Annotated in this window: 25 protein-coding genes; 21 read left to right on the top strand and 4 right to left on the bottom strand. The window is 41.0% G+C overall.

Annotation, left to right across the window (positions count from 1 at the left end):
* Positions 1–133: 133 nt before the first annotated feature.
* Together AC58U0_RS12035 and AC58U0_RS12030 are read left to right on the top strand one after the other, a co-directional pair.
* Positions 134–784 carry a hypothetical protein gene (locus AC58U0_RS12035; RefSeq protein WP_497379264.1) on the top strand — a complete coding sequence of 217 codons (651 nt, stop codon included), beginning with the start codon at positions 134–136 and terminating at the stop codon, positions 782–784.
* Positions 785–812: 28 nt separating this feature from the next.
* Positions 813–1,859: a hypothetical protein gene (locus tag AC58U0_RS12030; protein WP_497379263.1), complete on the top strand. Its 1,047-nt coding sequence runs from the start codon at positions 813–815 to the stop codon at positions 1,857–1,859.
* Positions 1,860–2,585: 726 nt separating this feature from the next.
* On the opposite strand, the gene AC58U0_RS12025 is transcribed toward AC58U0_RS12030, so the two are convergent.
* Genes AC58U0_RS12025 through AC58U0_RS12015 form a run of 3 tightly spaced genes read right to left on the bottom strand, consistent with a single transcriptional unit; the run spans position 2,586 to position 5,747 of the window.
* Positions 2,586–3,548 (bottom strand): tyrosine-type recombinase/integrase, encoded by a 963-nt coding sequence (locus tag AC58U0_RS12025; protein WP_497379262.1) that lies wholly within the window; start codon positions 3,546–3,548, stop codon positions 2,586–2,588.
* A gap of 4 nt (positions 3,549–3,552) precedes the next feature.
* Positions 3,553–4,614 (bottom strand): tyrosine-type recombinase/integrase, encoded by a 1,062-nt coding sequence (locus AC58U0_RS12020; RefSeq protein ID WP_497379261.1) that lies wholly within the window; start codon positions 4,612–4,614, stop codon positions 3,553–3,555.
* A gap of 2 nt (positions 4,615–4,616) precedes the next feature.
* Complete coding sequence (locus AC58U0_RS12015; RefSeq protein ID WP_497379260.1) at positions 4,617–5,747, bottom strand: tyrosine-type recombinase/integrase; 1,131 nt, start codon at positions 5,745–5,747, stop codon at positions 4,617–4,619.
* A gap of 942 nt (positions 5,748–6,689) precedes the next feature.
* On the opposite strand from AC58U0_RS12015, the gene AC58U0_RS12010 reads away from it, so the two are divergent.
* The 11 genes from AC58U0_RS12010 to AC58U0_RS11960 all read left to right on the top strand — a co-directional run bounded on the left by AC58U0_RS12010 (position 6,690) and on the right by AC58U0_RS11960 (position 15,531).
* Complete coding sequence (locus AC58U0_RS12010) at positions 6,690–7,454, top strand: hypothetical protein (protein ID WP_497379259.1); 765 nt, start codon at positions 6,690–6,692, stop codon at positions 7,452–7,454.
* 76 nt (positions 7,455–7,530) lie between these two features.
* On the top strand, positions 7,531–7,665 hold the full coding sequence (locus AC58U0_RS12005; protein WP_497379258.1) for a hypothetical protein: 135 nt from the start codon (positions 7,531–7,533) through the stop codon (positions 7,663–7,665).
* Positions 7,666–7,816: 151 nt separating this feature from the next.
* Positions 7,817–8,152 (top strand): hypothetical protein, encoded by a 336-nt coding sequence (locus tag AC58U0_RS12000; protein WP_497379257.1) that lies wholly within the window; start codon positions 7,817–7,819, stop codon positions 8,150–8,152.
* A complete protein-coding gene (locus tag AC58U0_RS11995; RefSeq protein WP_497379256.1) occupies positions 8,143–9,825 on the top strand; it encodes a recombinase family protein in 1,683 nt (560 codons plus the stop codon). The genes AC58U0_RS12000 and AC58U0_RS11995 overlap by 10 nt, the downstream gene beginning before the upstream one ends.
* 8 nt (positions 9,826–9,833) lie before the next feature.
* Entirely contained in the window at positions 9,834–10,682 is an 849-nt protein-coding gene (locus AC58U0_RS11990) for a hypothetical protein (RefSeq protein ID WP_497379254.1), read from the top strand.
* 110 nt (positions 10,683–10,792) lie between these two features.
* Entirely contained in the window at positions 10,793–11,494 is a 702-nt protein-coding gene (gene sigK / locus AC58U0_RS11985; RefSeq protein ID WP_497379252.1) for an RNA polymerase sporulation sigma factor SigK, read from the top strand.
* Between the two features lie 60 nt (positions 11,495–11,554).
* A complete protein-coding gene (locus AC58U0_RS11980; RefSeq protein WP_497379251.1) occupies positions 11,555–12,229 on the top strand; it encodes an ABC transporter ATP-binding protein in 675 nt (224 codons plus the stop codon).
* Positions 12,230–12,683: 454 nt separating this feature from the next.
* Complete coding sequence (locus tag AC58U0_RS11975) at positions 12,684–12,872, top strand: hypothetical protein (protein WP_497379250.1); 189 nt, start codon at positions 12,684–12,686, stop codon at positions 12,870–12,872.
* A 429-nt stretch (positions 12,873–13,301) separates the two neighbouring features.
* The gene (locus AC58U0_RS11970; protein WP_497379249.1) at positions 13,302–13,586 is read left to right on the top strand and encodes a Gfo/Idh/MocA family oxidoreductase; all 285 of its coding nucleotides are present in this window, start codon (positions 13,302–13,304) and stop codon (positions 13,584–13,586) included.
* Between the two features lie 498 nt (positions 13,587–14,084).
* A complete protein-coding gene (locus AC58U0_RS11965; protein ID WP_497379248.1) occupies positions 14,085–14,465 on the top strand; it encodes a cupin domain-containing protein in 381 nt (126 codons plus the stop codon).
* A gap of 13 nt (positions 14,466–14,478) precedes the next feature.
* Positions 14,479–15,531 (top strand): Gfo/Idh/MocA family protein, encoded by a 1,053-nt coding sequence (locus tag AC58U0_RS11960; RefSeq protein ID WP_497379247.1) that lies wholly within the window; start codon positions 14,479–14,481, stop codon positions 15,529–15,531.
* Between the two features lie 17 nt (positions 15,532–15,548).
* Here AC58U0_RS11960 and AC58U0_RS11955 read toward each other — a convergent pair whose 3' ends face one another.
* Positions 15,549–16,481: a helix-turn-helix transcriptional regulator gene (locus AC58U0_RS11955; RefSeq protein ID WP_497379246.1), complete on the bottom strand. Its 933-nt coding sequence runs from the start codon at positions 16,479–16,481 to the stop codon at positions 15,549–15,551.
* Between AC58U0_RS11955 and AC58U0_RS11950 the strand changes: the two genes are divergently transcribed.
* The 8 genes from AC58U0_RS11950 (at position 16,480) to AC58U0_RS11915 (ending at position 26,795) form a co-directional block, all read left to right on the top strand.
* Positions 16,480–17,478 carry a Gfo/Idh/MocA family protein gene (locus AC58U0_RS11950; RefSeq protein ID WP_497379245.1) on the top strand — a complete coding sequence of 333 codons (999 nt, stop codon included), beginning with the start codon at positions 16,480–16,482 and terminating at the stop codon, positions 17,476–17,478. The two genes, AC58U0_RS11955 and AC58U0_RS11950, sit on opposite strands and share 2 nt — an antisense overlap.
* Positions 17,479–17,585: 107 nt before the next feature.
* Positions 17,586–18,905, top strand: a complete 1,320-nt coding sequence (locus AC58U0_RS11945; RefSeq protein ID WP_497379244.1) for an ABC transporter substrate-binding protein — start codon at positions 17,586–17,588, stop codon at positions 18,903–18,905.
* A gap of 50 nt (positions 18,906–18,955) precedes the next feature.
* On the top strand, positions 18,956–19,852 hold the full coding sequence (locus tag AC58U0_RS11940) for a carbohydrate ABC transporter permease (RefSeq protein ID WP_497379243.1): 897 nt from the start codon (positions 18,956–18,958) through the stop codon (positions 19,850–19,852).
* 2 nt (positions 19,853–19,854) lie between these two features.
* Positions 19,855–20,685 (top strand): carbohydrate ABC transporter permease, encoded by an 831-nt coding sequence (locus AC58U0_RS11935; RefSeq protein ID WP_497379241.1) that lies wholly within the window; start codon positions 19,855–19,857, stop codon positions 20,683–20,685.
* Positions 20,686–20,809: 124 nt separating this feature from the next.
* Entirely contained in the window at positions 20,810–23,086 is a 2,277-nt protein-coding gene (locus AC58U0_RS11930; protein ID WP_497379240.1) for a helix-turn-helix domain-containing protein, read from the top strand.
* A 394-nt stretch (positions 23,087–23,480) separates the two neighbouring features.
* Positions 23,481–24,338, top strand: a complete 858-nt coding sequence (locus AC58U0_RS11925; protein WP_497379492.1) for an ABC transporter permease — start codon at positions 23,481–23,483, stop codon at positions 24,336–24,338.
* A 30-nt stretch (positions 24,339–24,368) separates the two neighbouring features.
* The gene (locus AC58U0_RS11920) at positions 24,369–25,241 is read left to right on the top strand and encodes a carbohydrate ABC transporter permease (protein ID WP_497379239.1); all 873 of its coding nucleotides are present in this window, start codon (positions 24,369–24,371) and stop codon (positions 25,239–25,241) included.
* Between the two features lie 57 nt (positions 25,242–25,298).
* Positions 25,299–26,795, top strand: coding sequence for an extracellular solute-binding protein (locus AC58U0_RS11915; protein WP_497379238.1), 1,497 nt, complete (start codon positions 25,299–25,301; stop codon positions 26,793–26,795).
* Position 26,796 lies beyond the last annotated feature (1 nt).

The following is a 26,796-nucleotide window of genomic DNA, read 5'->3' as shown; positions in this document are numbered from 1 at the left end:
TAACCATGCGAACCTAAGTCCGCAAGCGGACCTGGCCAGCAAGCTGACCTTAAGGTTCTGGAGTTCGTGAATATAAGAACGTTATGTAAAATTACAAGCAAAGAAAAAATCCTATAAATATAAAGAGGTAAATATGAATAAAATCGAAGAGAACTATAAACTACTTGTTAATAACATTAAGCATAAATGGAATAGTATTAGCACTGAATTAGACTCAATATTAGATGTGATGCCAGATGAATTTGAAATTGACATTAACAGCAGAACAGTGTTAAATACTTATTTCAAACCTGAGACTGAAACAGAATTAAATGAGTTTGAGGGATATTTCTCTTCATTTGGAGAACAATTAAATAGAACATTAATAGAAGAATATTCAAACGTATATTCTTTTATTGAATCTAGCACGCAATTAATTATTAAAGAAATGAATAAAGAACTTGAATATAAGAGATATAAAATGAACCTAAAATTTCCCGCCAATTCAGAATTTTATAAAATGATTAAATTCATTGACGGTAATATTTATAAGTTTAATGAGAGTGATCACCTAACTATTAGATTAATAGAGATATATATAAGAAAAGTCAGAAACGATGTGGTGCATAAACCATACGAAAGTATAGGGGATGAGATAAAAAATGCAATTTTAATAGATAACAATAATGTTGATCGAAGACTTAGAGCTGTCTATGCTCTTTTTGTCGATAATATTAATTCTTTATATGGAGTGGCAGAAGATTATAAATTTATTTTATTAAAAATAATTCCTGACAAAGGATGAAAAATTAATCAAAAAGGAGTTGGAAAAGATGAGCATAACATATAGCTCAGCATTCCTTAATCAACAAGTCAATTCGATAAACGAACTAACTAAGCATGTTCCTTCTTCTAGGGTGAAACTGGTACTTGATACAAATATTTGTATTAGTATTCGTGAGTTTTATCAAAGACCGAGAAAGCTCCCGGAGGATACATGGAATTTTCTAAAACAATTTATACTAGAGGTTCATTCTAACAATATACTAATTGACTATTCTTTAGGCTGTGAAGAAGCGTGTAGGTCAAATGATAAATTCCAGATAAACGAAGCAAAACTCAGTCAAATGACTGATCATTTGAAGCAAGTGTTTAATATGAGCTACGATCAATTCCTTTCATATAGAGGCTTGGAAGTGGATATTGCTCCAATTAAAGATGAGACACACAAGCCCGATACGAAGTTTGGAGCCCTTAATGAACCCAGTTCATTTCAAAATATTATGTTGATTAATTATGCTTGTTTGTTAAAAGCTCTTTTAATTCAAAAGTTCGATTTTGATGATAACTTATCAAAACTTTTGAGGTTCTATTCATTCTTAGATAACGAAGTTGATGTAGTTGGGCCAAACTTGATGTTTGGTATTTATTTATTTGGTGGCGACACAAATGTAAGAAAGCTTTTATTTAAGAAATATAAAAGTGTAGAACAGCTGTTGCACAATATTCTGAACGCAGCAATTGATCTTTCTTTCTTAACACTAGTTACCAACCGGTTTGAAGTTGACAAATACATTCCAGTTTTTGCAACAAGGGATATTGGTTTGGGGGTTATGTTTAAAACTATGAAACTTAGATTTGCGATTACTGATGAGAATGAGATAAGTAAGCTTCCGCAAGTTGTCCAAGGTGATTATCCAACTCACATATGGAAGGACGAGGAAATAAAAAAAATAGATGAATATATAACTGACTTGCAAAGTAGGAGACTATATAAAAGTTTAGAGATAGATGATTCTAAAAAAGTTAATGTTTTAAATAATCTCCGGCTTTTGTGTTGCGGATTGGAAAAACAGATTAAAGCAAGAATTAATAATTAGTTTTTATTCCAAAGAAGCCACCATATAACTCCATATTCACACTCGGGCCATTTAGCCCTCGGTCCGGCCGAAGAACGAGGCATTTCGGAGATGAATTTCAGTATTTGGAGAAGCGGAACCATTCGGATTATGCACCGACTAACCGCATCGCAGCCGCTCCCGTTGGTCGCTTAAGCCGGTGGGACGTCGTGAATACAAGAACGTTATATGACATTGTTGATGTAGAATCAGGATGAAAGCCCATCTAAAAGCGTGATCATGAAGAATATTGCCATGAAGATAATTCGAAGAAGTAAATATGAATCAAGTCGTACTTGGACAACGATAGGTAATTTGCCTATGCCAATGTGTACTTTGATTCATAAAGGAAACTATCAATTTGTTTCATGATCGGAAGAGCTTTCAGACCGAAATCGTCCTGCTTTTACCTGTCTTGTATTTCCAATAGGAATAAGGGTAGATCAGGGCTCATCCGAAAGACAAATAGTAAGTATGCAAAAAATCATTCAATCATTTTAATAGACGGAAAGCCATTAGACGAATTATTAAATTATATGAATAAAAAAGTGCTGGCTGCTGCTGTTGTAGTGTGGTGGTAAAAGGTGACGATGTGAAGATTAACCAAGAATTACATCTTCACAAAACACCTGATTTTGTGTACAAGTAGGTCACAAGCAACCCCATGGAAATAGATGCCATGGGGTTTTTTATGATGTATTTAAGAAGTTAATATATTCTCAATCGCAATTTACGATAAAACTCGTCATGTTCCTTTATTCGTATATTTGCGTTTCTTGTGTAATGCTGCTGTGTGTAATTCAGGGTAGATTGCATTTTTTCATGACCGAGCAACTCCATCAGTGTTAACAAATCCACGCCCTCGTTCCTCATATGGGTTGCGTAAGCATGGCGCAGGCTATGGACGCGCATATCAGGTAAATTAGCTTTACTTAATAATTTTTTGAAAAGGTTACTTACCATCTGTCTGCTTATCGGGATTTGTTTATTTCTTTTTCGGAAAAGGAAATCGTTTTCGGTTAGTTCATTTATAGTCTGGTATTTACGTAATACCACACCAAAGCCTTTCCGAAGAACAACAACTCGCTGAATCTTGTTTTTTGTTTTCAGTAATGTAATCATCTCATCATTAAAATTAATGTTAAATATCTTCAAATTTGTTATTTCAGATATACGGCAACCCGTAGATAAGAGCAATGAAAACAAAAGAGTGTCTCGAATCAAATTTTCACTGTTTGATACTAGGCTGTTTAGAAACCGTAATAATTCATGCCTGCTTAAAATTCTTATCTGTTTAGCAAGAGGATTATAATCGTTAAGTTTGAATGTTATATAAGGGACGATATCTGGAAAGTCTCGATTGTTCGTTATAAATCTAAAAAAGCTTTTTAATGCATGAGTATATATCTCTAACCTGGAATAACCGATGCTTACGCTATTTGAAAGAAAATAATCAATGATTTTAGCATCTACCGGTTTGTAAGCAATGACTTTATCACCGCTTTTAAGCGTATAGATTCGATCTAAATAAACTTCTTCTGGCTGACATCCAAGTTCCTTTGCGAGGAAATGACAGAATTCATTAAGCGCTCTGATATATTTCTTTAACCTGTCTATTGATAACTTGTTTAACTTTTGATAGTTATCGATTTCATGAAAAAAATTAATCATTGTGTTACCCTCCTATGCCCATTACATTCGCTACCAATTTCTCGAGTGGGAAAGGGAAGCGGTTGACTGAATCTCTTAAGTCCGCAGGGCGTCGTTTCGTATATATTCTTGTGGTTTCAATACTATTGTGACCCAATACCTCTTGCAGGTCGTATATGGCCATGCCAGCGGTTAAAGCATTGTAAGCAAAGGTGTGACGCAAACTATGGACAGTATATAATCCCTTTACGTCAAGTTGTTGGTAAATTCTTGAGATCATATGTTGGATATTATCTATTTTTATTGGTTCGCGTTTTTCATAGAATCGCTTGGAAAAAAGGGGAGACTGATCACGAAGATCCCATTCATAAACGCATGTTCGTTTTAAAAAGTCTAGAATAACAGTTTTTACCTGAGGATACATCGGAATGTATCGTTCTTTTTGCCCTTTTCCCTGGCGGATAAAAATAAGGTTTTCGTTTATCATGAAATCACAAATTCTCATATTAGCGACTTCACTTACTCGGCAGCCGGTGCCTAGCATAAAATAAATCATAGCATAGTTCAAAAATGGCCAATTTGTTTTCTTAGCGTGGTTTAATAACTTAGGAACTAACTCATCGGGGAGATACCTTGGAAGGATTTCACCTCTTTTTTTCTCGATGGTATCACGTAAGTCTTTACTAATGTATTGCTTGGTAAGAGCAAATTCCATCAAATTTCGAATGATTGCTCGATAGGTGTTATACGTGCCCGCTGAAATTTCATCTAATTTAATAGGCTTACAAGTTTGAATAAATTTGATGAAGATTTCTTCAGATAAATCAGCCATTCTATATTCGGCTTCTTTACTTGAAATAAACCTTCCAAACGCTCGAAGAATGGTGATATAAAGATTAATCGTTAACTCTGATTTAGCCTCATTCATTTCAAGTGTTCTAATATATTCTTCAATAACAAATAAGATTGTCTTCTCATTACGGACAGTTTGTTTTCCCTCGACAAGTACAAGGAAATCATGGATATCAATTTTGTATAAATCGCATATCGTTTCAGGGCTAATATCGACTTCAAATTCAAAATTCACTTTTACACCTCTTCTATGTGATCTAATGGGTTATGAGGGAGGGAACGTGAAAGTAGCCTCTGGACACTTCGATGGATATACCATTCAGTAGATCGTCTATGTTTGTGTCCTAACGATTCTGAAACTTGATCGAAATCATTCAAGTTATCAAGTGCATTTGTTGCATAGGTATGCCTTAATGATTTTGCGCTAAATCTTTTTTCTTTAAAACACTTAAGGTTTCTTTCCCTAAACATACTGGTGATGGCAGGAGAATCCATAGGGGTTCCTCTTGGCTTTATAAAAAGTACGTTATGTTCGCAATTAAAAGGAGAACGGATTGTTTCTAAATACTTTTTAATTATTTCAGATAAGTCCTTACTCATTTGAAGTGTTCTTGTTTTGGACTTTACGGATCGAAGGGTAACAAGTCTGTCCGTCAAGCGAATATCATCAAGACGAATATTACCTACTTCAATTGGGCGACAGCCTAATTCCATAATCATCAAGACGATACTCATATCTCTTATTTTCATTTTTGATTGGCTTTTTTCGATGCTTTCTACTAATGCAGCAATATCCTCTGTATGGACATACTCATTTGCTCGTTTACCTTGAGCACGTAGTTCAGGAGTGATGATGTAACGAATGTGATTCACACTAAGTATAGACAACATGTCCAAAAACAATTTCATCGAAAATAAATATCTGTTAAGTGTACTTTTTTTTAGTTTGCCAAGGTGCATATCATTAACATGGTGCTCCTGATATGAGATAACCATAGCTTTAGTTATTTTCTTACAATCATGAATTGATTGTAGTGGGGATATGTCTGGAAAAGTCCGAAGAATGTATCCCAAAAATTTCCCAACGTGAAAACTATGGTTTTTAAGACTTGTGTCTGCGTACCGTATGGAATAATGATTTTCGAAAGCTTTAATTAAATCAGGACTCTCGTTACGAATTCGGTTAATTACTCTCTTTTCGTTTCGAAGTCGGATATGGCTCTCGATTTCCTTAAGTATGTTTTTCACGAATTCTTGATTTGCACCAGATCTTTCTAAAATTGTTTGAAGTGTTGTAAAATTGATCTTTTTTTTGCTCAATGTTTGATTTGAAAGCTTAACGATATTTTCTTTTAGTTGCGGAATCATAAAATCACCTCTTAAACTAGTATTGGTAAATTGATAGATTTTATTCTTACTAGATTTGTTGTATTATTTTGTGAAAAATGTTGCTCGAAATTGGATAATCATGCTAAAATCAATTTATTATGATAGACACTAATTTTCATTGCCGTCACATATTCGGCAGTGAAGGGGCGTCCGGCAACGGACAATAGGAACTAAGGTTCATTGCGTATTAAGGATTATTATGTGAAATTATGGTTTAAATAAAGCAATTGCATAAATTGTCATATTTATCCATTTGTCCCATAATATTTCTTTTTTGGAGAACACGCTGTGTTCCGCTAAAGGGGAAAATAGGTATTCTTGTTTGATCTAGTTTAAGATTTGTGTGCCACTCTCTGTATTTAATAAAATGGAGAGTTTATTTTTAATGGACATAAAGAACTGAACTAGGTCATCTAATAGATGGTGGTAATTTGAACACGCGTTTATTGGCAAATTTGTGAATGAGGGTTTATTTTGATACGGACGGAAACCCGAAATTCTACTGTGCAGCAGGAGGAGTGTATTGAACTAGCACAGTTGTAAATTGCATGCGTGAAATATGAAGGCAATCTTTCTCAATTGAGAAGGGTTGCCTTTTTTTATTGGGGTTTGTCCTGTTTCAGTAAAGTGACATTGAGGTATTGGGTTTATTTTAAAAAGAAGGGAGGTGACTGAACATGCAAGAGAATTGCACATTTATTAAATGTAAGAATAATTTTTTACTGCTCAAAATTAGTAATGACTACTCTTTGTTCAGTTATCTTTTTAAAGTTGAGTGCCCAAAAATCAAGACCTATAAAATAAATAGGTATCACTTTAAAATTATGCCTCAAATTAAGAATCATAATGTTACAACTACCAATTGGTAGTTGTAACCGAAGAAAAGAGAACAAACCTTATGTTTAACCCAGGTGAGATAACTTGGGAGTAAAAAAAGGTGAAGACTTTTGGTTTGAGGACCATCGAAAACAGGCAATTAGGTTTCTTAAGGGAGAAATTACTGAAGAAGGATTAATGCAATATCATAAAGAAAGACCATCCACTTACATTTTTACTTTGCGAGGACTTTTACAAATGGGAATATCTTATGTGGGTGGGTTTCTTCTAAAACTTAAAAAGAAGGAAAACCGTAGATTTTTTCTAATAGAGCCAGACTTCGTGGGATTAAGTTATAAGGAACTAGAAGAGATTCTCTCTGTAAGTTCAAACAAAATAAAAAAATTCCGTTATTCTGAGAATGTTTCTAACGAGTACGGAAGAGAATTTGAGGCCACGTTAGCTTTAATATGTAGAGTTCCATATCATTGGTTAATTATTGATGACATCAAGAAAACCTATGATGATGATCATTTGCTTTACATTCAAAATAAAGACGAATCGAAAAATGCTTTTTTAAACTTGTTGAAGAATAGTACAAAAAGAAATTTAAAGGGCATTCGATTGGTATTAGATGAAGATAAATATATTTCTCTAAGAGTTGAGTCAGGTAATGGACAAATTATCATAGAAGTCCTAAAGGATTTCTCGAATAATGAATTATTGGTTAGATTTGAGGACCTAATAGGAGAATTCAATCAAATAAAGGGAAGTATGTTAACTGTATTGGAGGGAAGAACACATTGGGGCTATATAATAAAAAGTGAAGATTCAGTATTGACTGAGCCATTGTATTTTAAACGGCAATGAGCTATTGGTAGTATAAAATTACGAATAATAAAAATTGAGAAACCTCCTGATATGAAACAATCAGGGGGTTTTTGCTTTGGAGGAGAATCGTAAGCGAGCATTAGAACTTCTAGAGAAATGGATCAAAGAAGAGGAAGAGCGAGTAGAGCGCTCCGACAACGATCCGAAAGAAAACGATGCAAACTCAACTGCTCATGACAACGAAGAATGATGCTGCAATAGCAGCCAAGAAAAGAGTTATTGAGCTGATTATCAAAAGGCTGCTATCCAAACCGACTGAATAAAGTCGGTTTATTTTTCATATTTAAGGGCATAACAGTAATGGGAACAAATGTTCTATTACTTGGAATGTAGGTGTTTGAATGTTTGATTTTGAGGAAGGTTATGCATTGCTAACTAATAAGGGCATTGATTTTCAAGGGAGATTCTACTCAAGTAGTATAGCTCTAAAAAAGCAATGGTTTAGATTAAAATCAGGATCGATTTGTAATGAGGTAACGATTTATTACGCTCCTGATTGCCTTGATTGTATTTACATACTTAATCCTAATTCAGAGTTGATAGGTTGTAATTTACTGCCTATTCCTGAAGTGCTTCCAGAAGAGTATCTGAACCAATACTATGTTCGTTTTCAAGAACTGAAGGATCAGAGAGCTCAAATACATGCAGCTAAGAGAGGAAAAAGAAAATGGCTATAGCAATATACCCACGCGTTTCTACTGGAAGCCAAGCAGCGGATGGTACAAGCCTTGACGCACAAACTGAACTTTGCTTAAAGCGGGTCGCTGATCTGGGCCATTCCTTAAATGATGTAATCGTGTACCGTGAAGAAGGTGCAAGCGGCGAGGACATTGAACGCCCGCAGCTTAACCGTCTTCGGCAAGATATAGCAGCTGGTTTAATAACTCACGTTTTTGTTACTCATCCTGATCGGCTCTCTAGGGACCTTACTGATAAGTTGTTTATCTGCAGAGAGTTTGAGTCGAAGGGTGTTGCGTTGCTTTTCGTAGATACCGAATACTCTTCTACACCGGAAGGGCAATTATTTTTTAACTTAATGAGTGTTATTGCTCAGTACGAGCTAGCCCTCATTAAGAAAAGAACTGTGCGCGGCAGGCTTAAAGCAGTTGAACGTGATAAGAAGATTATGCCAATGCGCGTTCCACCGTTTGGTTATAATTTCGAAAACCAAAATCTCGTAATAAACGAAAAAGAGGCAGAGGTTGTTCGGAATATTTATCAGTGGTATATCTTTGATCACTTAACGCTTCGTGAAATTGGAAGTAAACTTTATGATTTGGGCGTATCACCAAAAAGGCAAGAAAGTTGCAATTGGGGATCTTCTTCAATTTCGCGTATTTTAAATTCAGAGGTTTATATCGGTAAATACTATTACAATCGCCGAAAATTCAAAAAGGTTAAAGGTGAGAAAACCAAAGGCGGTGCACCTAAAAAAACTTATGAATTTCGTGAGAAAGGTGACTGGATTTTGGTTGAAATTGAGCCTATCGTTGATTCGGCAATTTTTGAATTAGCACAAGAGCAAAAAGTGAAAAACACTACTAGATCCGGAAATACAAAATATGAATATCTTCTTAAATCAATAATTAGATGTTCACATTGTGGAAGAACTTGGGATTGTACAACCTATGCTTCAAAAGGTTTGTACGATGGTGTGAAAAGAAAGTATACCTGTTATCGATGTCCAAATAAAAACCCAAAGCGTTATGGAAATGGAGTAACAGCTTGTCCTGCAAAGACTTTAAGAGCTGATTTACTTGAGGATTTTATATGGAATCTCATAATGTCAGTGGTATCTGACCCAAATGAGTATATTGCACAGTTAGATATTATGTCTGAGTCGATTGCTAGTGAGATTAAACAAGCTAGTGAGTTAGCAAGAAATCAACTCAATGAAAAGGGGAAAGAAATTGAAAAAATAAAAATAATGTTTATGCGTGATGTAATTAATGAGGAGCAGATGGCAGAAGAGATTGCCAAAATCAATGTTTCTAAGTTAGATATTCAACGAATTCTAGACAATTATTTATTGCAACTTGAAGCGTTTGAAGAGGGGAATTTGAATGCTGAGAAGATTACATTAGCTACAGAACGCATTAAGGAGTTCATTGGAAGCGATGGCTCAGAACTATCATTTGAAGATAGAAGAAAAATCGTTGAATGGCTTATTGATGAGGTGAGAGTTCATTATCTAGGTAATGAAGTTCAAATTACAATGATTGGCCACTTAGAAAGCTTGTTAGCAGAGAAGACCAACAAAGAAACGGATGTTGGTGTAGTGCTGCATAGAAAGTTCAAGTTAAAGCAGGCAAATGTATATAGTCCCATGAAGATAGTTGAGTGGGAGTAGTTTATCAAATGACAATCTTTCATCTCAACTATTTTTTTGAGCAGGGCAAGTATAAGGAAATGAAACAGTGTGAATTCATTACGAGCAGTATTAAGGAAAATGTTCGTCTGTTTCAAATGAGTTCTGAAAAAATGAGAATTGAATGGAAGGAAACGGGTGTAGTTAGCAAGTTTATTTCTAACAAAGAATACGCTTGGGATAAGGATGCTCTAAAGGAGATGTTTTATGATCTAGGCATTTTGGTTCATGCATGTTCTATTTGTATAGAGAAGTTAAGTGAAGATCAGCTATTAAGATTAATTAATAAAGATATGCTATTAGTAGAGAAGTTTGTTCGTTTTAGCCCCAATAAACAATTGAAAGATACATATAACATTTGGTGGGCTGATATGGATATTCAAGATCAATTGGTGGTTTGGCATGAATATCATAAAAAACTAGAGATCTTATCTGGAGAGTGGTACAGACTTAGAAAACGTTCATGCTCTTCACTCCTTCAAAAAGAGAAAAAGGTTGTATCCGATTATGGGACAATCTCTCTCTTAGAGGCGAAGCCAGTCGTTTTAGTTCAACATTTTCTAAGTGTCTTTGGGATTAGTGAATTGTTGGATGTAGTTGTTATAGATATTTCTAAGGTAGAGGAACTTGCTGCCAGAGGATTTATTTGTATGTCAGAAATCAATAAGCATAGAAAGTTTAAGGACGTAAAATTGAAGTTTTTTCTGATGGAGATCTCAAAAGAGCAGGCGATTTATGAGTTCAATCAGAGGAGACTCAAGTTACTTTCTTATCTTAGTGTAACAAGATCCCCACAAGTTGATTTAAATGAGCTAGTTCCAGATGACTTCTTTGTCTAAGTTATTAGGTACAGGCACTTCTAGGCTCCAACCTACATACACTTATACTAAGCTTAAAGCGGAGACTTCCGAACAGCTAAGATCCGCTAACATTGAAGGGGGTGACTGGAATGCCTGGATTGTTTAGCGCAATAGCCGTATTAATCAAGCAGCTAACCTTGCTTGTATCCTACGTCAAAAATAATGCGTTTCCACAGCCTCTCACTGAGGAAGAAGAAGAACGACATCTGAGGCTTATGGCAGAAGGTAATGATAATTCCAGAAATAAACTGATTGAGCATAATTTAAGGTTGGTCGCCCATATAGTAAAAAAATTCGACAATACAGGAGAAGATTTGGAGGATTTGATCTCGATTGGGACGATCGGTTTGATCAAAGCTATCGAGTCGTTTTCGCCGAACAAAGGGACGAAGCTGGCGACTTTCGCAGCGCGTTGTATCGAAAATGAAATACTAATGCATCTTCGCTCGTTGAAGAAAACGCGCAAAGATGTATCCTTGCATGATCCCATCGGAACGGATAAAGAGGGGAACGAAATTACATTGATCGACATCCTCGGGACAGAAGCGGATGATGTCGTGGATAAGGTGCAGTTGAAGATAGAGAAGAGTAAAATATATCGGAACTTAGAAATCTTGGACGATCGCGAGAAGGAAGTCGTCGTTGGCCGGTTTGGGCTGGAGCTTGGCGGGGAAGAGCGAACGCAGCGTGAGATTGCGAAGGAGCTCGGCATTAGCCGCTCCTATGTTTCGAGGATTGAGAAGCGGGCGCTGATGAAGCTTTATCATGAGTTTTATAAGGCAAAACGGTAAGGGTTACAAATCAAATACTTCATTTATTTGGACTCTGTGCAAGTAATGGAGGTGAAGGTTATGACATTAATTCATATCGAAAATGCCAGTAAGTATTATACGATGGGTGAGGAAACGATTAAAGCGTTAGATGACGTCTCATTAGATATTGATCATGGAGAGTTCGTGGCAATCATGGGACCGTCAGGCTCCGGCAAATCCACACTGATGAACATCATCGGGTGTTTGGATATTGTAGATAAAGGTATCTATGATCTGGATGGTCAAGCAATAAACGTACTTAAGGATTCTGGGCTTGCTGAGATTCGTAATCAGAAGATTGGCTTCGTTTTTCAAAGCTTCAACTTGCTGCCGAGATTAAGTGCCTATGAGAATGTGGAGTTGCCTTTGATCTATCGGGGAGTGAGCAAAAAGGAAAGAGAGCCGCTCGTTTTACATGCACTAGAATCGGTGGACTTGTTGGATCGAAAGATGCATTTTCCATCAGAGCTATCTGGTGGACAGCAGCAACGTGTTGCTATTGCGCGAACATTGGCAGGAGATCCAGCAATTATTTTGGCGGATGAACCTACGGGAGCTTTAGATTCGAAGACAGGTGTGGAGATTTTAAACATTTTAAAGAGATTAAATGCACAAGGTCGGACGATTATTTTGATTACGCATGACTTATTGATTGCCCAACAGGCGAATCGGATTGTGCGATTTCGGGATGGGCGGTTGAATGAAGTTGTTTAGTGTTTATAAGACCGGAACTCCAATCTAGGGGTTCCGGTTTGTTTGTGCGCCTCACAGTCGCACAATCTAAGTGGTTCAAATCCACTCGGTAACTTTACCCTTTAAAGTGCCGTAGCCGAAATAGAGGTCCTAATCCCGCAGGGTTAGGATTGGCAGGGTGTCTCTCGTGAGAGGGAATCCGAAGGGCCTGCAGGTAAAAATCAGCTCGGAATGTGGTGAACCAGAGGTGGCGGCGATGTTGGGTGACCCGCCAAACAAACGGGGAAACTTATGCAAATATGTATATCTTGCAGGAAAACAAATAAAGGGATATGACCTGCAAGGCTCATCGACGTGATTAGGGTCAGGATGGATGGAATAGAATGTGCAGATAACTGAGGGAAGTCTTGTAGCGTCCTTGACGCAAACGTGGACAAGGTAGGGGAGGTATAACCTTATAGGGAAAGCCGAATCGATGGGCTGCGAGATCGCGGATCGATCCGAAGTAGCGAGTAAGTCCGAGCCGATGAAAGCTGGTAACAGTCTGGAGGGGGAAACTCGGATGAGTATGCACGCGAGTAAGAAGACTCAGTCGCATAACCTGCTTCCGCTTCAAAAGAGGGAAGACAGAGGCAAAGGGGACGTGCTTCGTCAAAGTCTGTGAGTTTGCGTGAGTGGAGATCGTAAGCGCCTTAAACCAACGAGAGTAGCTCCAAGTGGGTGCATTCCGCCAATGGCGAAGAACGCCAACGGATAAGGACTATTGGCGACCTGAGTACACGTCGGACCAATAGAGTGATTGACAATGAGTCTAAGACGCATCTGTTACGAAGCTTCCGCTTGCGAGCTTCCTCAAACGATAATTACCCAGACGGACTTCTCGAAGCTCGATCCCGAAACGGTCGCCAAGCTGTCAAAAAGGACGTTGAGGTCTTCGTAAATTTTTATCGGCGCATTGCCGATCTTGATCGTCTATCCGTTCCTGCATAAATATTTTGTTAAGGGTATCGTAATTGGTGCGGTTAAAGAATAGTTCTATGGATAAGGCTCATACATGAGATCAGGATCAAACGGAAAGAATGGGTGATTTTCTATGAAAAGAGTGAAGGTCGGAGTTATCGGCTGCGGCATGATCAGCGGGATTTATTTGAAAAACTTGACGAAGGCGTTCAATCATATCGTCGACGTCATCGCTTGTGCGGATTTAATGCCGGAGCTTGCCAAAAAGCGTGCGGAAGAATTCAACGTATCGGCTGCGAGCACGGTCGAGGAGCTGCTTGCGAATCTGGAAATTGCGGCACCCGCTGCCCACGCTTCGCTGAATTTGAAAGCGCTGCAGGCCAGCAGCATGTGTACACGGAAAAGCCGTCCGCTCTGACGCGGGAAGACGCGCATGAAGTACTGGCTCTTGCCGAGTCTAAAGGACTGCTCGTCGGCTTGTTGGATTACAAATAAGTTTTGAAGTAGACAATAACGTTTTGAAGTGGTTTTTTTATGGGGTAATCTGATGATCTTATTCGTTGGCAAGGCGTTGAGTAAAAAGGCGTTCACGCATCAATCATGATACGTGAACGCCTTTTTACTTACAAAAATGGTAATGTTGCTTGTTAGCACATGATAAACAATGACTGAAAAATAGGAGTTTGCTGTGCTACCAGCTTAACAATTTATTGGTGATTGTTAAATTGATTCGAAATATCAATGATGACTTTTTCGAAAATATTTTCAGAGATATTAGGGGGACAACCACTAAAATTAAAATCACGTTCATATCGATTTTTCACAAATCATATCGCCTTTTTACATTTACATTCCAGTTTGTCAAGCCTATGATTAATTTAGTAAAAACAACTCATGTTTGAAAAGGAGTTATATTATGAAAAAAACGGAATTTATCGAAAATAAGTCACAAGCGTATGAGACTCGTCAAAATTGCCATGGCGGCAAAGGTCCTTTTCAACTAAAGGATATTATTCAAACGGTGTCCTCAAGCGATAAGCAGTACATCAAATTCATTCATGATGATATCATCCCACCAGGTTCTACCTTCGGCTATCACCAGCATAACAGCGATGTTCCCATGGAAGAGTGGTATTACTGCATTTCTGGTCACGGAATCATGGAGCTTGATGGCGACCAATACGAGATGTCGGCCGGCGACATAAGCGTCTGCCGTGCAAACGGCAGCCACGGTCTTATTAATAACGGTCCCGAGGAACTAAGAATTATTGTGATATATGCTTCTGCAATAAAATAACGGGGGGATAAGCTTGAACAACAGAAAACTTAAAGTAGGTGTTGTCGGATTAACTGTGGGAGCAAGTCATGTTAAAGACTACGCCAACAGCGACACCGTTAAAGAAATTGTATTGTGCGACGTTGATGAATCAAGACTGAAAGAGATAGGCGATAAATATAACATTTCAAAAAAATATACGGATTTCGATAAGATGCTAAAAGAGGAAAATTTGGATGCGATCAGCCTCGCAGTTCCTAATTTTTTGCATATGAGGCTTTCCATTCAGGCGATGGAAGCAGGCGCGCATGTACTTTGTGAAAAGCCTATGGCAAGAAATGCGGCAGAGGGGAAGAAAATGCTTGAAGCTGCTCAAAAGCACAACAAGAAGTTGATGATCAACTTCAATCAGCGTTTTCAGCAGGAATGCCAAACGTTAAAATCCGTTATCGACGAAGGCAAGCTTGGCGATATCTATTATGTGCGTACACAGTGGCAACGAAGACGAGGAGTGCCATGGTGGTATCCGCTTTCATCTGGAAAAGAGCAATGTGGCGGTGGAGCAATCATTGATCTTGGCGTCCATGTGCTTGACCGCGCTATGTGGTTTTGCGGGCATCCAGATCCGGAATGGGTACTTGCTAACACGTTCTGCAAGGTCTCAAAGGACGAGGCAGCTCGCAGAGGCATTCAGAATTTTGAGCTTGAAGACATGGGTGTAGCGATGTTTCGTATGACAAACGGGCTTATGCTTGAATTGGAAGCATCTTGGGCCAGCAACCGGGAGAACGAGGTGATTACAACACGAATTTATGGCTCCAAGGGCGGTGCGGTCCTGCATAAAGTAGTTGGAGATAGTAAATCTGCAGGAAATAAAGTGTTTTTGGAAATCGACGGAGAAGTACACGATATTCCATTAGAACATATAGCGATTTCTAAGATGCCAAACATTCGGCAAGCGTTTCTGGATGCGATTGTCAATAATGAGGAGGTACCGTGCACGCCGCAACAGGGACTAAAGATTACCCAAATGTTAGATATGGCTTACTTGAGTGCTGAAAATAACACGCCGGTCAAACTCGAATGATTGATTGATGAAGCATATCAATTACGAAATCTGCTCGGAGAAATTCCTGTTTTTGACTGAAAAAAACGAGAAAAATTATAGATATCAGAAAAGCCGCAACTGCTCGCAATGTCCGTGATACTGAGAGTAGACATGCGCAACAGAGTTTTGGCAGTTTCCAACCTGCAGCGCTGCAGATAGGCGTAGGGCGTAACGCCGCGTTCCTGTTTAAAAATGCGAATAAAATGATCTGTCGTAAGAGAAAAGTTCTGGGCAAGTTCGCTCATATCATATTGCTGCTGTGGATGTTGTTGAAACATGCGGCATAGCTCATCAATTTTTATTGTATATGCTCCAGTTGATGTTGACGTTATATTTTGATATTCCGTAATAAGTGCTTGCAGCCATATTTCCATTTGAATCAAGTTATTTCTCTCTTCGGTTAAACGAAAGCGATTGAAAAGCTCGAGTACAAAATGATATTGATCAAAATGACGATGCTCAGGCAAGTCACACAAGATATCCGGATTTCGCAATGTAAAATCTATATAACGTACATCGAGACTGGCATGTTCATTTTGATAGGCGTCGACTTCCTTCTTATAATTGATAAAAAAAACATCACCGATGCTTAATTTGTAGCAGTTCTTGCCTAACATGATTTGACCTTCTCCACCCCAAATACTCCACAAGGTAAACCCTGGATGACAACCGACGGGAACATGCCACTTCCATTCTGGAACGCAGTGCTTCCCGTAATGCATTGATAGGATCTCCATATAATCACTCCGATTAATAGGTATCGATTTTTCATAAATAATTGTTTCATTTATAACCCGAATAGTCAAGTCGTTATTATCGTAATTGTTTTGTTTCCAGTGCTTGGGTGTTATTGAATAAACAATTTTTTGAAAACGCTTTACTAATGCTCCTCTATCACTGAAGTGAATGGAAAGCGAGGTAAAAAACATGAATAAAATCAGAATCATTCAAATTGGTACAGGATTGCACGGATTGCATTGGATCACAACGATCCTCTCAATGGAAGAAGTCGAATTGGCCGCGATCGTGGACATGAGCATGGACAATTTGGAGATGGCTAGGTCTTTGCTTGGGGGTAAACCTATCCCCACGTATACGGATTACAACAAGGCGCTTCAGGAAACGACGGCGGACATTGCTGTGGTGGTCACTCCTCCCGGCACGCACAAAAAAATCATGGAGGATATGCTGAAAGCGGGACTCCATGTCATTATGGAAAAACCGATTTCTCTGGATTGGAACGAATCCATGGAAATGGCGGACATTGCCGACAAAAGTGGAATGTATGTCATGATCAGCCAAAATTACCGCTGGAATCCCGCTATTCAGGCGGTCAAAGCCGCTGTGGATTCCAATATCGTCGGCCGCATAGAAGAAGTAGAATGGTTATTCGCCCGCAACCATACTGCAACCAGCTCGTTCGTCGTATGGCGCAAGCAAATGGAAGAGATGTTTATGAAAGAAATGTGCATTCATCATTTCGATTTGATGCGGTATTTGCTAGGTGCCAATGCGGTATCTGTTTACGCTGAAAGCGCAAGTCCATCTTGGAATTTTCTCGACAGCAATGGAGCGGTTTCCGCCATTATCCGATTTGAACCCGACGTGATGGTTCACTACTACGGGAGCTTTATCAATCGCGGAACCGATACGCCATGGCACGGCAATTTCCGTCTTATCGGCAGCGAGGGCGCGATCGAATCGCATGACGACACTCTCTATATCATAAAACTGGATGGGTCCAAACAACGTATTCCACTGCCAGATATGACCTACAAGGGATTGCAATATTCGCTGGTTGAGATGCTTAATTCGATCCGTGAAGGCCGTCAACCGATTACCCATATAGGCGATAATTTGCATAGCTGGGAAATTACGTGTAGGGCGGTCGATTCGATAAAGGCGGAAAGAAGGATCAGATTTTAAAAAAAGGAAATTCGGTCGGGAGGTGATCTTCGCGGGAAGAAAGCTGAGAAATATCGTTGCATGCCAGGTTTCAATTGAAAAATTACCATTCTGAGGGGGAAAAACGTATGTTGAAAAAAATGACGGCATTTTCTTTTAGTATGACAATTTTGTTCACTGCAGCCGCTTGCAGCGGATCGCAACCGGCCGGCAATACAAGTCCATCCAATATCAAAAGCTCAGCGACAGATGCCCCGAAAATCGAAGCCAAAGATGCGCCTGTGACCATCCGTTTCTCGACGTGGGATACGGCTAGTTCATTGGAAACGTACAAAGCTGTCGTGGCTGGTTTCCAGGCTAAATTTCCGAACATTAAAGTACAGGTTGAATCCGTACCGGACAGCTATGAGCAGAAAATATTCACGTCGCTTGCTGCTGGTAATGCTCCAGACGTTTTTTTGTGGTGGAACTACCCGCAGCTCGTGGCCCGAGGGGCTCTAGAGCCCTTGGACTCTCATATCAAAAGCGGTGAGATTGATCCAAATCAATATTACCCGGAGATTTTCAAGGCCTCTAAGGTGAACGATGTTCTTTATTCCATTCCTAATATTCCCTCGACGAGAGCGATTTTCTACAACAAAGCTTTGTTCGATAAAGCCGGCGTTCCTTATCCGAAAGACGATTGGACATATGACGATTTCTTGAGTGCCGCACAGAAGCTAACCGGCAATGGGGTGTATGGCTTCGTTACCGAGGCCAAAAATACGTACACATTGCAGCAGTTTGTATGGACCAATGGTGGCAAATTAATTAGCGAAGACGGTAAAACCGTTAACGGTATTATGAATTCTCCGCAAACGGCGGAAGCGCTTCAGTGGTATGCCGATCTGGTCAATAAGTACAAAGTATCGCCGTCCCCGTCGGCATCTACCACGATGGGCGGAGGAACAGAGATGTTTAAGACGGGCAAAGTGGCTATGTTCGAAAGTGGATTATGGCCGTTGAATGACTTAAAGAAAATGAACAACTTCAACTTTGGCACAGCGATGATGCCTCGTAAGAACGGCAAGCTCGTCGGTGTCATGCACACAAGCGGATTTGTCGTTTCCAAAACGTCCAAGAACAAAGATGCGGCATTCAAATTCGCCAACTATATGGGCAGCAAGGATGGCCAGACGGATTTCGTTAAGCTGGGCTTCGGTCTTCCAGAGATGCCGTCGATCGCGCAAGAGCTAAAGACGGCTGAGGATCCTTATTTCAAGCCGTTCCTCGAAATGATTAAGTATGCGTCGGTAACGCCTTCCTATTATACTACGCCGGAGTGGAGCAAGATCGACGAGAAACTCACGAATGCCATGGAAGCGACAATATTAGGGAAGATGACTGCGCAGGATGCCTTGAATAATGCGGTCAAAGAAATAAATACGACATTGCAAGTTGGTAAATGATCCCATGTCCCGATTCAATCTATATCAATAGAGTCGAAAGCGGTGAGCGGATGAAACGAAAGAATAGAATGATTCGACAGTTTGAGGGTTTCAGTTTTATCGGGTTGTGGATCATCGGATTTACAGCCTTTGCTCTAGGTCCGTTAATTTTTTCATTGATCATCAGTTTTTATAAATGGAGCTTGCTCGATAAACCCGTTTTTATCGGGCCCAAAAACTATATCGATATGTTTACTCTGGATCCGTTATTTTGGAAATCGATTAAGATTACGTTCACTTATGCCATTGTCTCGGTTCCTTTAGGACTGATTGTATCTCTACTTCTGGCATTATTACTCAATCTGAAAATAAAGGGCATGGGAATATTTCGGACCTTGTTTTATTTACCTTCTGTTATTACGGGAGTTGCGGTAGCTGTTTTGTGGATGTGGGTGCTGCAACCAGACTTCGGGATTTTAAATTATTTTTTATCGTTCGTAGGCATTAAAGGTCCGGATTGGCTCGGGGACCCGAAATGGGCGCTGTCTTCATTAATCATGATGAGCGTGTGGGGTTCCGGTGGAGGGATCGTCATTTTCCTAGCTGGATTGCAAAACATTCCGCAGCTGTTTTACGATGCTTCAAGCATTGACGGCGCTACAAAATTTAGGCAGTTCTGGACGGTAACTCTCCCGATGATTACGCCTACGATCTTTTTTAACTTGATTATGGGGATTATCGGTGCATTTCGAACATTTACGCAAGGCTATGTGATGACCAAAGGGGGGCCGCTCAATTCCACCTATTTTTATGCGCTCTATATTTACAATAAGGCGTTTCAGGATCTGCAAATGGGTTATGCAGCTGCACTGTCATGGGTTCTCTTCGCCATTATCGCGGTTTTAACGTTATTAGTGTTTAGAACGTCCAAATCGTGGGTCTACTACGAGACTGAGAGGAAGGGCTAACGATGACTCGGATGAACATATTCGGTAAAAGTATAACTTATGCCTTTCTTATTTTATCTTCGTTCGTATTTATAATCCCTTTCATCTGGATGGTGTCGACCTCGCTCAAGGAGCCGGGAGCGATATTCGTATTCCCGCCCCAATGGATTCCGGACCATTTCATATTCCAAAATTACAGAGCAGCCTGGACGGTTGCCCCGTTTACACTATTTCTTAAAAATACGGTCATCATTGTCGTCTTGACGACGATTGGGACTGTTATTTCTTCCTCAATCGTAGCATTCGGTTTCGCTAGGCTCGTATTTAGAGGTAGAAACTTCTGGTTCGCCATACTGCTTGCTTCCATGATGATCCCCTATGAGGTAACACTCATTCCGCTCTATGTGGAATTTAAAATGCTGGGTTGGATTGATACGCTACGTTGTCTCATCATTCCATCCTTCTTCGGCTCAGCATTCAATATTTTCCTGCTGCGGCAGTATTTCTTGACGATTCCCTATGATCTTGACGAGGCTGCCATTATCGACGGATGCAACACTTTCCAAGTCTACTCACGGATATTGCTGCCGATTGTTTCTCCCGCCCTTGTGACCGTGGCCATTTTTCAAGTGATGAGTTCATGGACCGATTTTATGGGACCGCTTATTTTCTTAAACGACCAACGAAATTATACGCTTACACTGGGACTTAATCTGTTCCGGAACAGTTACCTGACCGAGTGGAACAACTTGATGGCTATCGCAAGTTTAGTGACCATCGTACCCCTAATCATTTTCTTCATATGCCAAAAATATTTGATCGGCGGCATAGCCGCCAGTGGAATTAAAGGATAGATTCAGAACTTTATCTCATTAATCACCGCGTTAAACGCGGTTTTTTTGTTTTATTGCAGGGGATGATACAAGTGATATAGAAGATTCTTACAATGCGAATGTTATCTCGAGAAGGGGGATGATCATGAGAAGGACAAGTTACTTCGTAAAGCTGCTCTTCTTCAACATTGTACTGGTCATCATCGCCGTTTCGATTCTCGGTTACATTGCCTATTATAAGACATCCGCCTTAATGAGCGAGAAGATCGATAAAATAAATGCACAGCTTCTCCTTCAGACGCAGATTCAGTTGGAAAATTCGTTTCAATCCGTTGAAAGCGCCATCATCCAATTTACTTTGCTTCCGAGCTTTACTAGTATATTGAACGATAACCTTACTATGAACAGCTATGACAATTATGTGAAGGTTAAAAATATGGTGGCAGAGATTAGCTCTTTATATTCGCATTCCTCGATCATCAACAGTCTAGAAATTATTAATTTGGAAAAAGGGTGGGTTTTACGAAATGGCGGGGTACTCCCGATAACCGAGGTATACACCGGTGAAGAAATGAATCAACTTAGGCAAGTCACCTCAGGCTCAACATGGAGTAAAACGGATGATTCTGATTTTTTCCAGTACACATTGAAGGTGCCCTTTTCAGCATTTGACCGATTCCAGGGAATCGTGAGAACAAAAATTTCGAGCATCGATTTGTTTCGTGAGTTGATGGCGAGCAAAGACTTAGGCCAAATGACGATGATTGACGACAAGGGCAAAGGGATTCGGAGCATAACGCAGTATGACCTTCGCGATCAAGACTTGAACCAGATTGCCCAAATGACTCAATCGCAAGTGCAGCAAGCCCACCAAGGTAATTTCGTAACGAGAATTAATGGATCAAAATATTCCTTCACTTTTCGGCATTCTGAAAAATACAAATGGACCTATTTATCGATGGTATCGACCCTAGAGGCCGAGCAAAACTCCCGGTTCATCGGCCTATTTATTTTTATCACAGGTTTTGTTGTGATTGACGTGTTTTTCTTTTTTTCCTTTTACGGTACCCGAAGACTATACTCTCCAATCAAACGGCTGTACCATATGGTCGCATTCAACTCCTCGGATAAATTGAATGTCCAGTTGCAAAGCAACGAAATGGATTATATTAATAGTCGGATGCATGCTTTTTTTCAGGACAGCCAGAAGCTCAGAGGGCAGTTACATATTCAAAAGAATCAGCTGAACGATTTTTTTGCTTATAAATTGTTTCAAGGTGAAGTGGCACCCCAGGAAATCGAAAGTAACCTAGGGCCTGATGCGTGCTGGAACCATTATTGTGTGCTCACGGTGCAGATCGACACATTAACAGATACCGGTTATAAGGACACGGACAGCGATCTTTTATTATTTGCCGTAAAAAATATGCTGGGCGAAACCGCCTCGGAATTATTAGTGCTGAATCCCGTCATTATGAATCATATGCAAGTCGTTCTGCTCGGCGCTGAGCATCAAAATGTTGACGCCTTCAAGGAGGAACTTTATTTACTGTCTCGTTCTATCCAGCAGGTTGTTAAGCAGTATTTGCGTCTTCAAGTAAGCATTGGGATCAGCCGTCCGTTCTACAAACCGGTAGAAGCTTCTACTGCATATGGCGAGGCAACGGATGCGTTAAAATCAAGGTTTATCCAGGGCAGGGAAGCCATCCTGTATGCTTCCGATTTTGATGTGAACGAATCGGGCAACACTGGTAAATACCCTGGTTTTATGGTGAAAGAATTAATCGATGCGATCAAATTTGCCGACGTTGAGCAATCGAAACGCACGCTTCATAACATCATTGCAGAAATGTGTTCGGGTCACTTTGGCTATCGATATTGTTCCATGTTTATTTTTCTGTTGCTGATGGATTTGATCAAGATTTCGCATCAATCAGATGAAATGTTCATCTCGTTGTTTAAAGAAAAACCGATTTTTCAGAAGCTGGATCAGCTGCTGCAGACTTCCGTTCAAGAAATGGAGACTTGGATATACGGTCATGTCGTGGAACCGACCTTGGAGGAAATGTTGGCTCGTAGCGAATCCCAGCAGAAGAATATCATCAAAACATTGATTCAGATCATTCATGATGAATACCATTCCGAGTTGACGTTGGAAGCCTGTGCTTCCCGTCTTCATTATAACCCGAACTATTTGGGGCAAATTTTCCGAAAAGAAATGGGAAGCAGCTTTAGCGATTATTTATCCCATTATAGGCTGAATATGGCAAGAAGGCTGCTGGCAGAGAGCGATGATCAAATTCAGGAGATCGCCGAAAAGCTGCGTTTCAGCAATTCGCAAAATTTTATTCGTTATTTTAAGAAGATGGAAGGCATTACGCCTAAACAGTACCGAGATAATTTGGTGAAGCATCACGAATAAAGCACCTTGAACAGCGCAGGCCGGCCGCTCTCGAAAGAGCGCGTGGTATGCGCGTTTTTTTGCTATTAGGGGGCTCCCCCAAAAGTAATCGGATTCAGCTTCGAAGGCAATCGTCCTTTTGGGGGACTTTTTGGATAATCATTTCGTTACTGTGCTCGAGATTATCCACGAAAACCGGGGAAACGGAATGATCAGTAGAGTACTGCGGTGCGGATTATTTACAATCTGCCTCCCCTTCTAGTACCTTAGCCTTATCAAACAGGAGATGGGAGGAATCATATTGAAAGCGTTGACAGAAGTAGCGGAGAATAATCACCATCCTAACGTCGCCCAGACGGAAGGGGTATGGGGCAAGTTTTTAAAGGAAGTAAAAAGAGACTATTGGCTATATCTCATGCTGCTGCCGGGCGTCATTTATTTTCTGATTTTCCGTTATGTTCCGATGTGGGGGCTGGTCATTGCGTTTCAGAACTATATGCCATTCCTTGGAATCGCCAAAAGCGAGTGGGTGGGCTTCGCTCATTTTCATGCTTTGTTCAGCAGCCCCGATTTCTGGATGCTGCTGCGAAATACCGCGATCCTGGCGGCGTACAACATTTTTCTGTTCTTTCCGTTGCCTATTATTATCGCTCTCATGCTCAATGAAGTCCGGCATGAAGTGTATAAGAAGATCGTCGTTTCGCTAGTTTACGTTCCACATTTTCTTTCGTGGGTTATCGTTGTGAGCTTTTTCTATTTTTTCTTTACGATCGAGAACGGTGTAGTCAATGAGATCTTGCAGTCGCTCGGTTTCCAGAAAGTGCACTTTCTGGACAGCACCCGCTGGTTTAGACCGATGGTCACCCTGGAAGTCATATGGAAAGAGACGGGATGGGGAACGATTATCTTTATGGCGGCGCTGGCCGGCGTTAATCCTCAGCTTTATGAGGCGGCCCGTATGGACGGGGCGAACCGCTGGCGGCAGCTTTATCACATTACACTGCCTTCGATACGAAGCACCATCGTCATCCTGCTGATTCTGCGGCTGGGATCGTTTCTCGATACCGGCTTCGAACAAATCTATCTGATGCTTAATACGCTCAACCGAGAAGTTGGGGAGGTGTTCGACACCTACGTGTACACGGTGGGGATCTTGGGCGGCCAATTCGGCTTCAGCGCGGCGGTCGGCATGTTCAAGTCAGTGATCGGACTCGTTTTAGTTGTGATCACGAACCGGCTGGCCAAAAAATTCGGGGAAGAAGGCATTTACTAAGTTTACAGGAAAGGAGGAAAGAGCATAGATATGTACAGATCATGGGGCAGTAAGCTGTTCGATAGCGTTAATTATTTTCTTTTATTTCTAATGGCCGTGATTACTGTCGTTCCGTTTCTGCTCAACGTAACCGGCTCGTTCACAGCTCCCAACGAAGCTCTCCAGAAAAGCTTTGTGATCATCCCGGAGACGTTTTCCCTCGCCGCTTACCGGTACATTTTCAGCACGAATACGATTCCGCACTCGTTATGGGTCACGATTTTCATCACGGTTGCGGGAACGGCCATTAACATTGTGCTTACCGCCCTGATGGCATTTCCTTTGGCCAACAAACGGCTGCGGATTCGCAAGCCGGTCATGCTGATGGTCATTTTCTCCATGCTGTTCAGCGGAGGCATGATTCCGACCTATTTGGTCGTGAAAAATCTAGGATTGCTCGACACTTACGGCGCCCTCTTGCTTCCCGGGGCTATCAGCGCCTTCTATCTGATCATATTGAAAAACTTTTTCGCGCAGCTGCCGGATGAACTGGAGGATTCGGCACGAATCGACGGCGCTAGCGATCCACAGATCTTGTTCATGATCGTGATTCCGCTGTCGATGCCGGCGATTGCGACATTAACGCTGTTTTATGCAGTCGGGCATTGGAATCAATTTCTAAATGCTCTTCTCTATATTAATGATGCAGGCAAGTTTCCGATCCAGGTATGGCTGCGTCAAATTGTCCTTCTGTCGCAAACCGGCATAGGTGATTCCGCAAACAACTTCGAGGGGGTGCTTCCGCCGGGTAAAACGATCCAAATGGGCGTAACGGTCGTATCCACGGTTCCCATCCTGCTCGTATACCCTTTCTTGCAGCGGCATTTTGCGAAAGGCGTGCTGCTCGGGTCCGTAAAAGAGTAGGAAAGACGGCCCGGGAGCGGAAAATCAAATACAATACAAATATGGAGGTCATGCTTTATGAGAAAAGGGTTTAAGAGAATGGCACCAGCTGTGTCGATGCTGCTTATCGCGGCTTTGACTGGATGTTCCGGAAGCAGCAATCAGTCTGCAGCGGGCGGTACGGATTCGGCAGCGCCGTTTCGAATCAAAATGATGAGCCAATTTGAAACGGCGGAGCCCCCGACAGCGGACAACCCCATTGTGAAATACATTGAACAGCAGACGAATACGAAGCTCGATATCACATGGGTGCTGAACTCCAATTATACGGATAAATTGAACGTGTCGATGGCATCCGGGGACCTCCCGCAGGCGATGCTTGTTGTTAATCCGCAGGATACGGTCATAGTGAGCGCCGCACAGAGCGGGTTCTTCTGGGATGTCGAGCCCTTTTTGAAGGATTATCCGAACCTGAGCAAATTAGATAAAGATACGCTGAACAATACCCGGATCAACGGGAAAATATATGGTCTTTACCGGGGCCGTTATCCGGAAAGGATCGTCATGTTTTACCGGAAAGATTGGCTGGATAAAGCCGGAATCAAAGAGCCGCCTAAAACCGTGGACGATTATTATAATGTGCTAAAAGCGTTTACGTTGAATGACCCGGATAAAAATGGGAAGCAGGATACATGGGGCATCACTGAAAATAAAGATTTGGGCACCTATACGTTTCCACTCCTGTTCGGCGCGCCGAGCGGTTGGGGTTATATCAATAACCAGGCCGTCCCGGATTTCACGACCAAAGAATATATGGACTATTTGAAATTCATGAAAAAGCTGTACGATGAAAAGATTCTCAACCAGGACTTTGCCACTGTGCCGGGCGCTAAAGTATCGGAGGATTGGACTAATGGGAAAATCGGCATCAGAGGAAATATCGTCGAGGCTTACCGGGGCGAAACTTTCGTCGGACTTGGCAAGACACTGCCGGGCGCAGACGTTCACATCATTCCGGCGCTCGTATCGACGACCGGACAGAAGCGGGTTGCCAAGGGCAGCGGGTACCTAGGCATGTATATGTTCCCGAAGTCGAGCGTCAAAACGGAAGCAGAATTGAAGAAGATTCTAAGCTTCTTTGACAAGATGGCCGACGACAAAATGGTGAAGACGGTCATACTCGGCGTTGACGGGGTTCATTACAAGGAAGAGAACGGCGTACAGAAGATTTTGGACGACACCAAATACAACAAGGAAGTTGTGCCAGTCCAGCACCTCGCGATGCGTATGGACCTTGTCAACAACGGGACGCCGCTCGCGAAAGAGGCGGCGGATACGCTTAAGGAAATCAAGCAGTACGGAGTTGCGGACGTATCTCATGGACTCATCCTAAGCGATGATAGTAAGAAAAAGCTGTCGACGAACAAGAAAATCATCGACGATGCGAAAATCAAGTTCATCATGGGCGTCATCGACGAAGCGGGCTGGGGGAAAGAGCTTGAGAGATGGAAACAGTCGGGCGGCGCCGACGTCATCAAGGAATATACCGAGCTGTACAACAAATACAAGAAATAAC

The sequence above is a fragment of the Paenibacillus sp. J31P190 genome (genome assembly GCF_059692075.1).
Note: the sequence above shows the minus strand (reverse complement) of the source record. Positions and strands in the feature narration are given on the sequence as shown.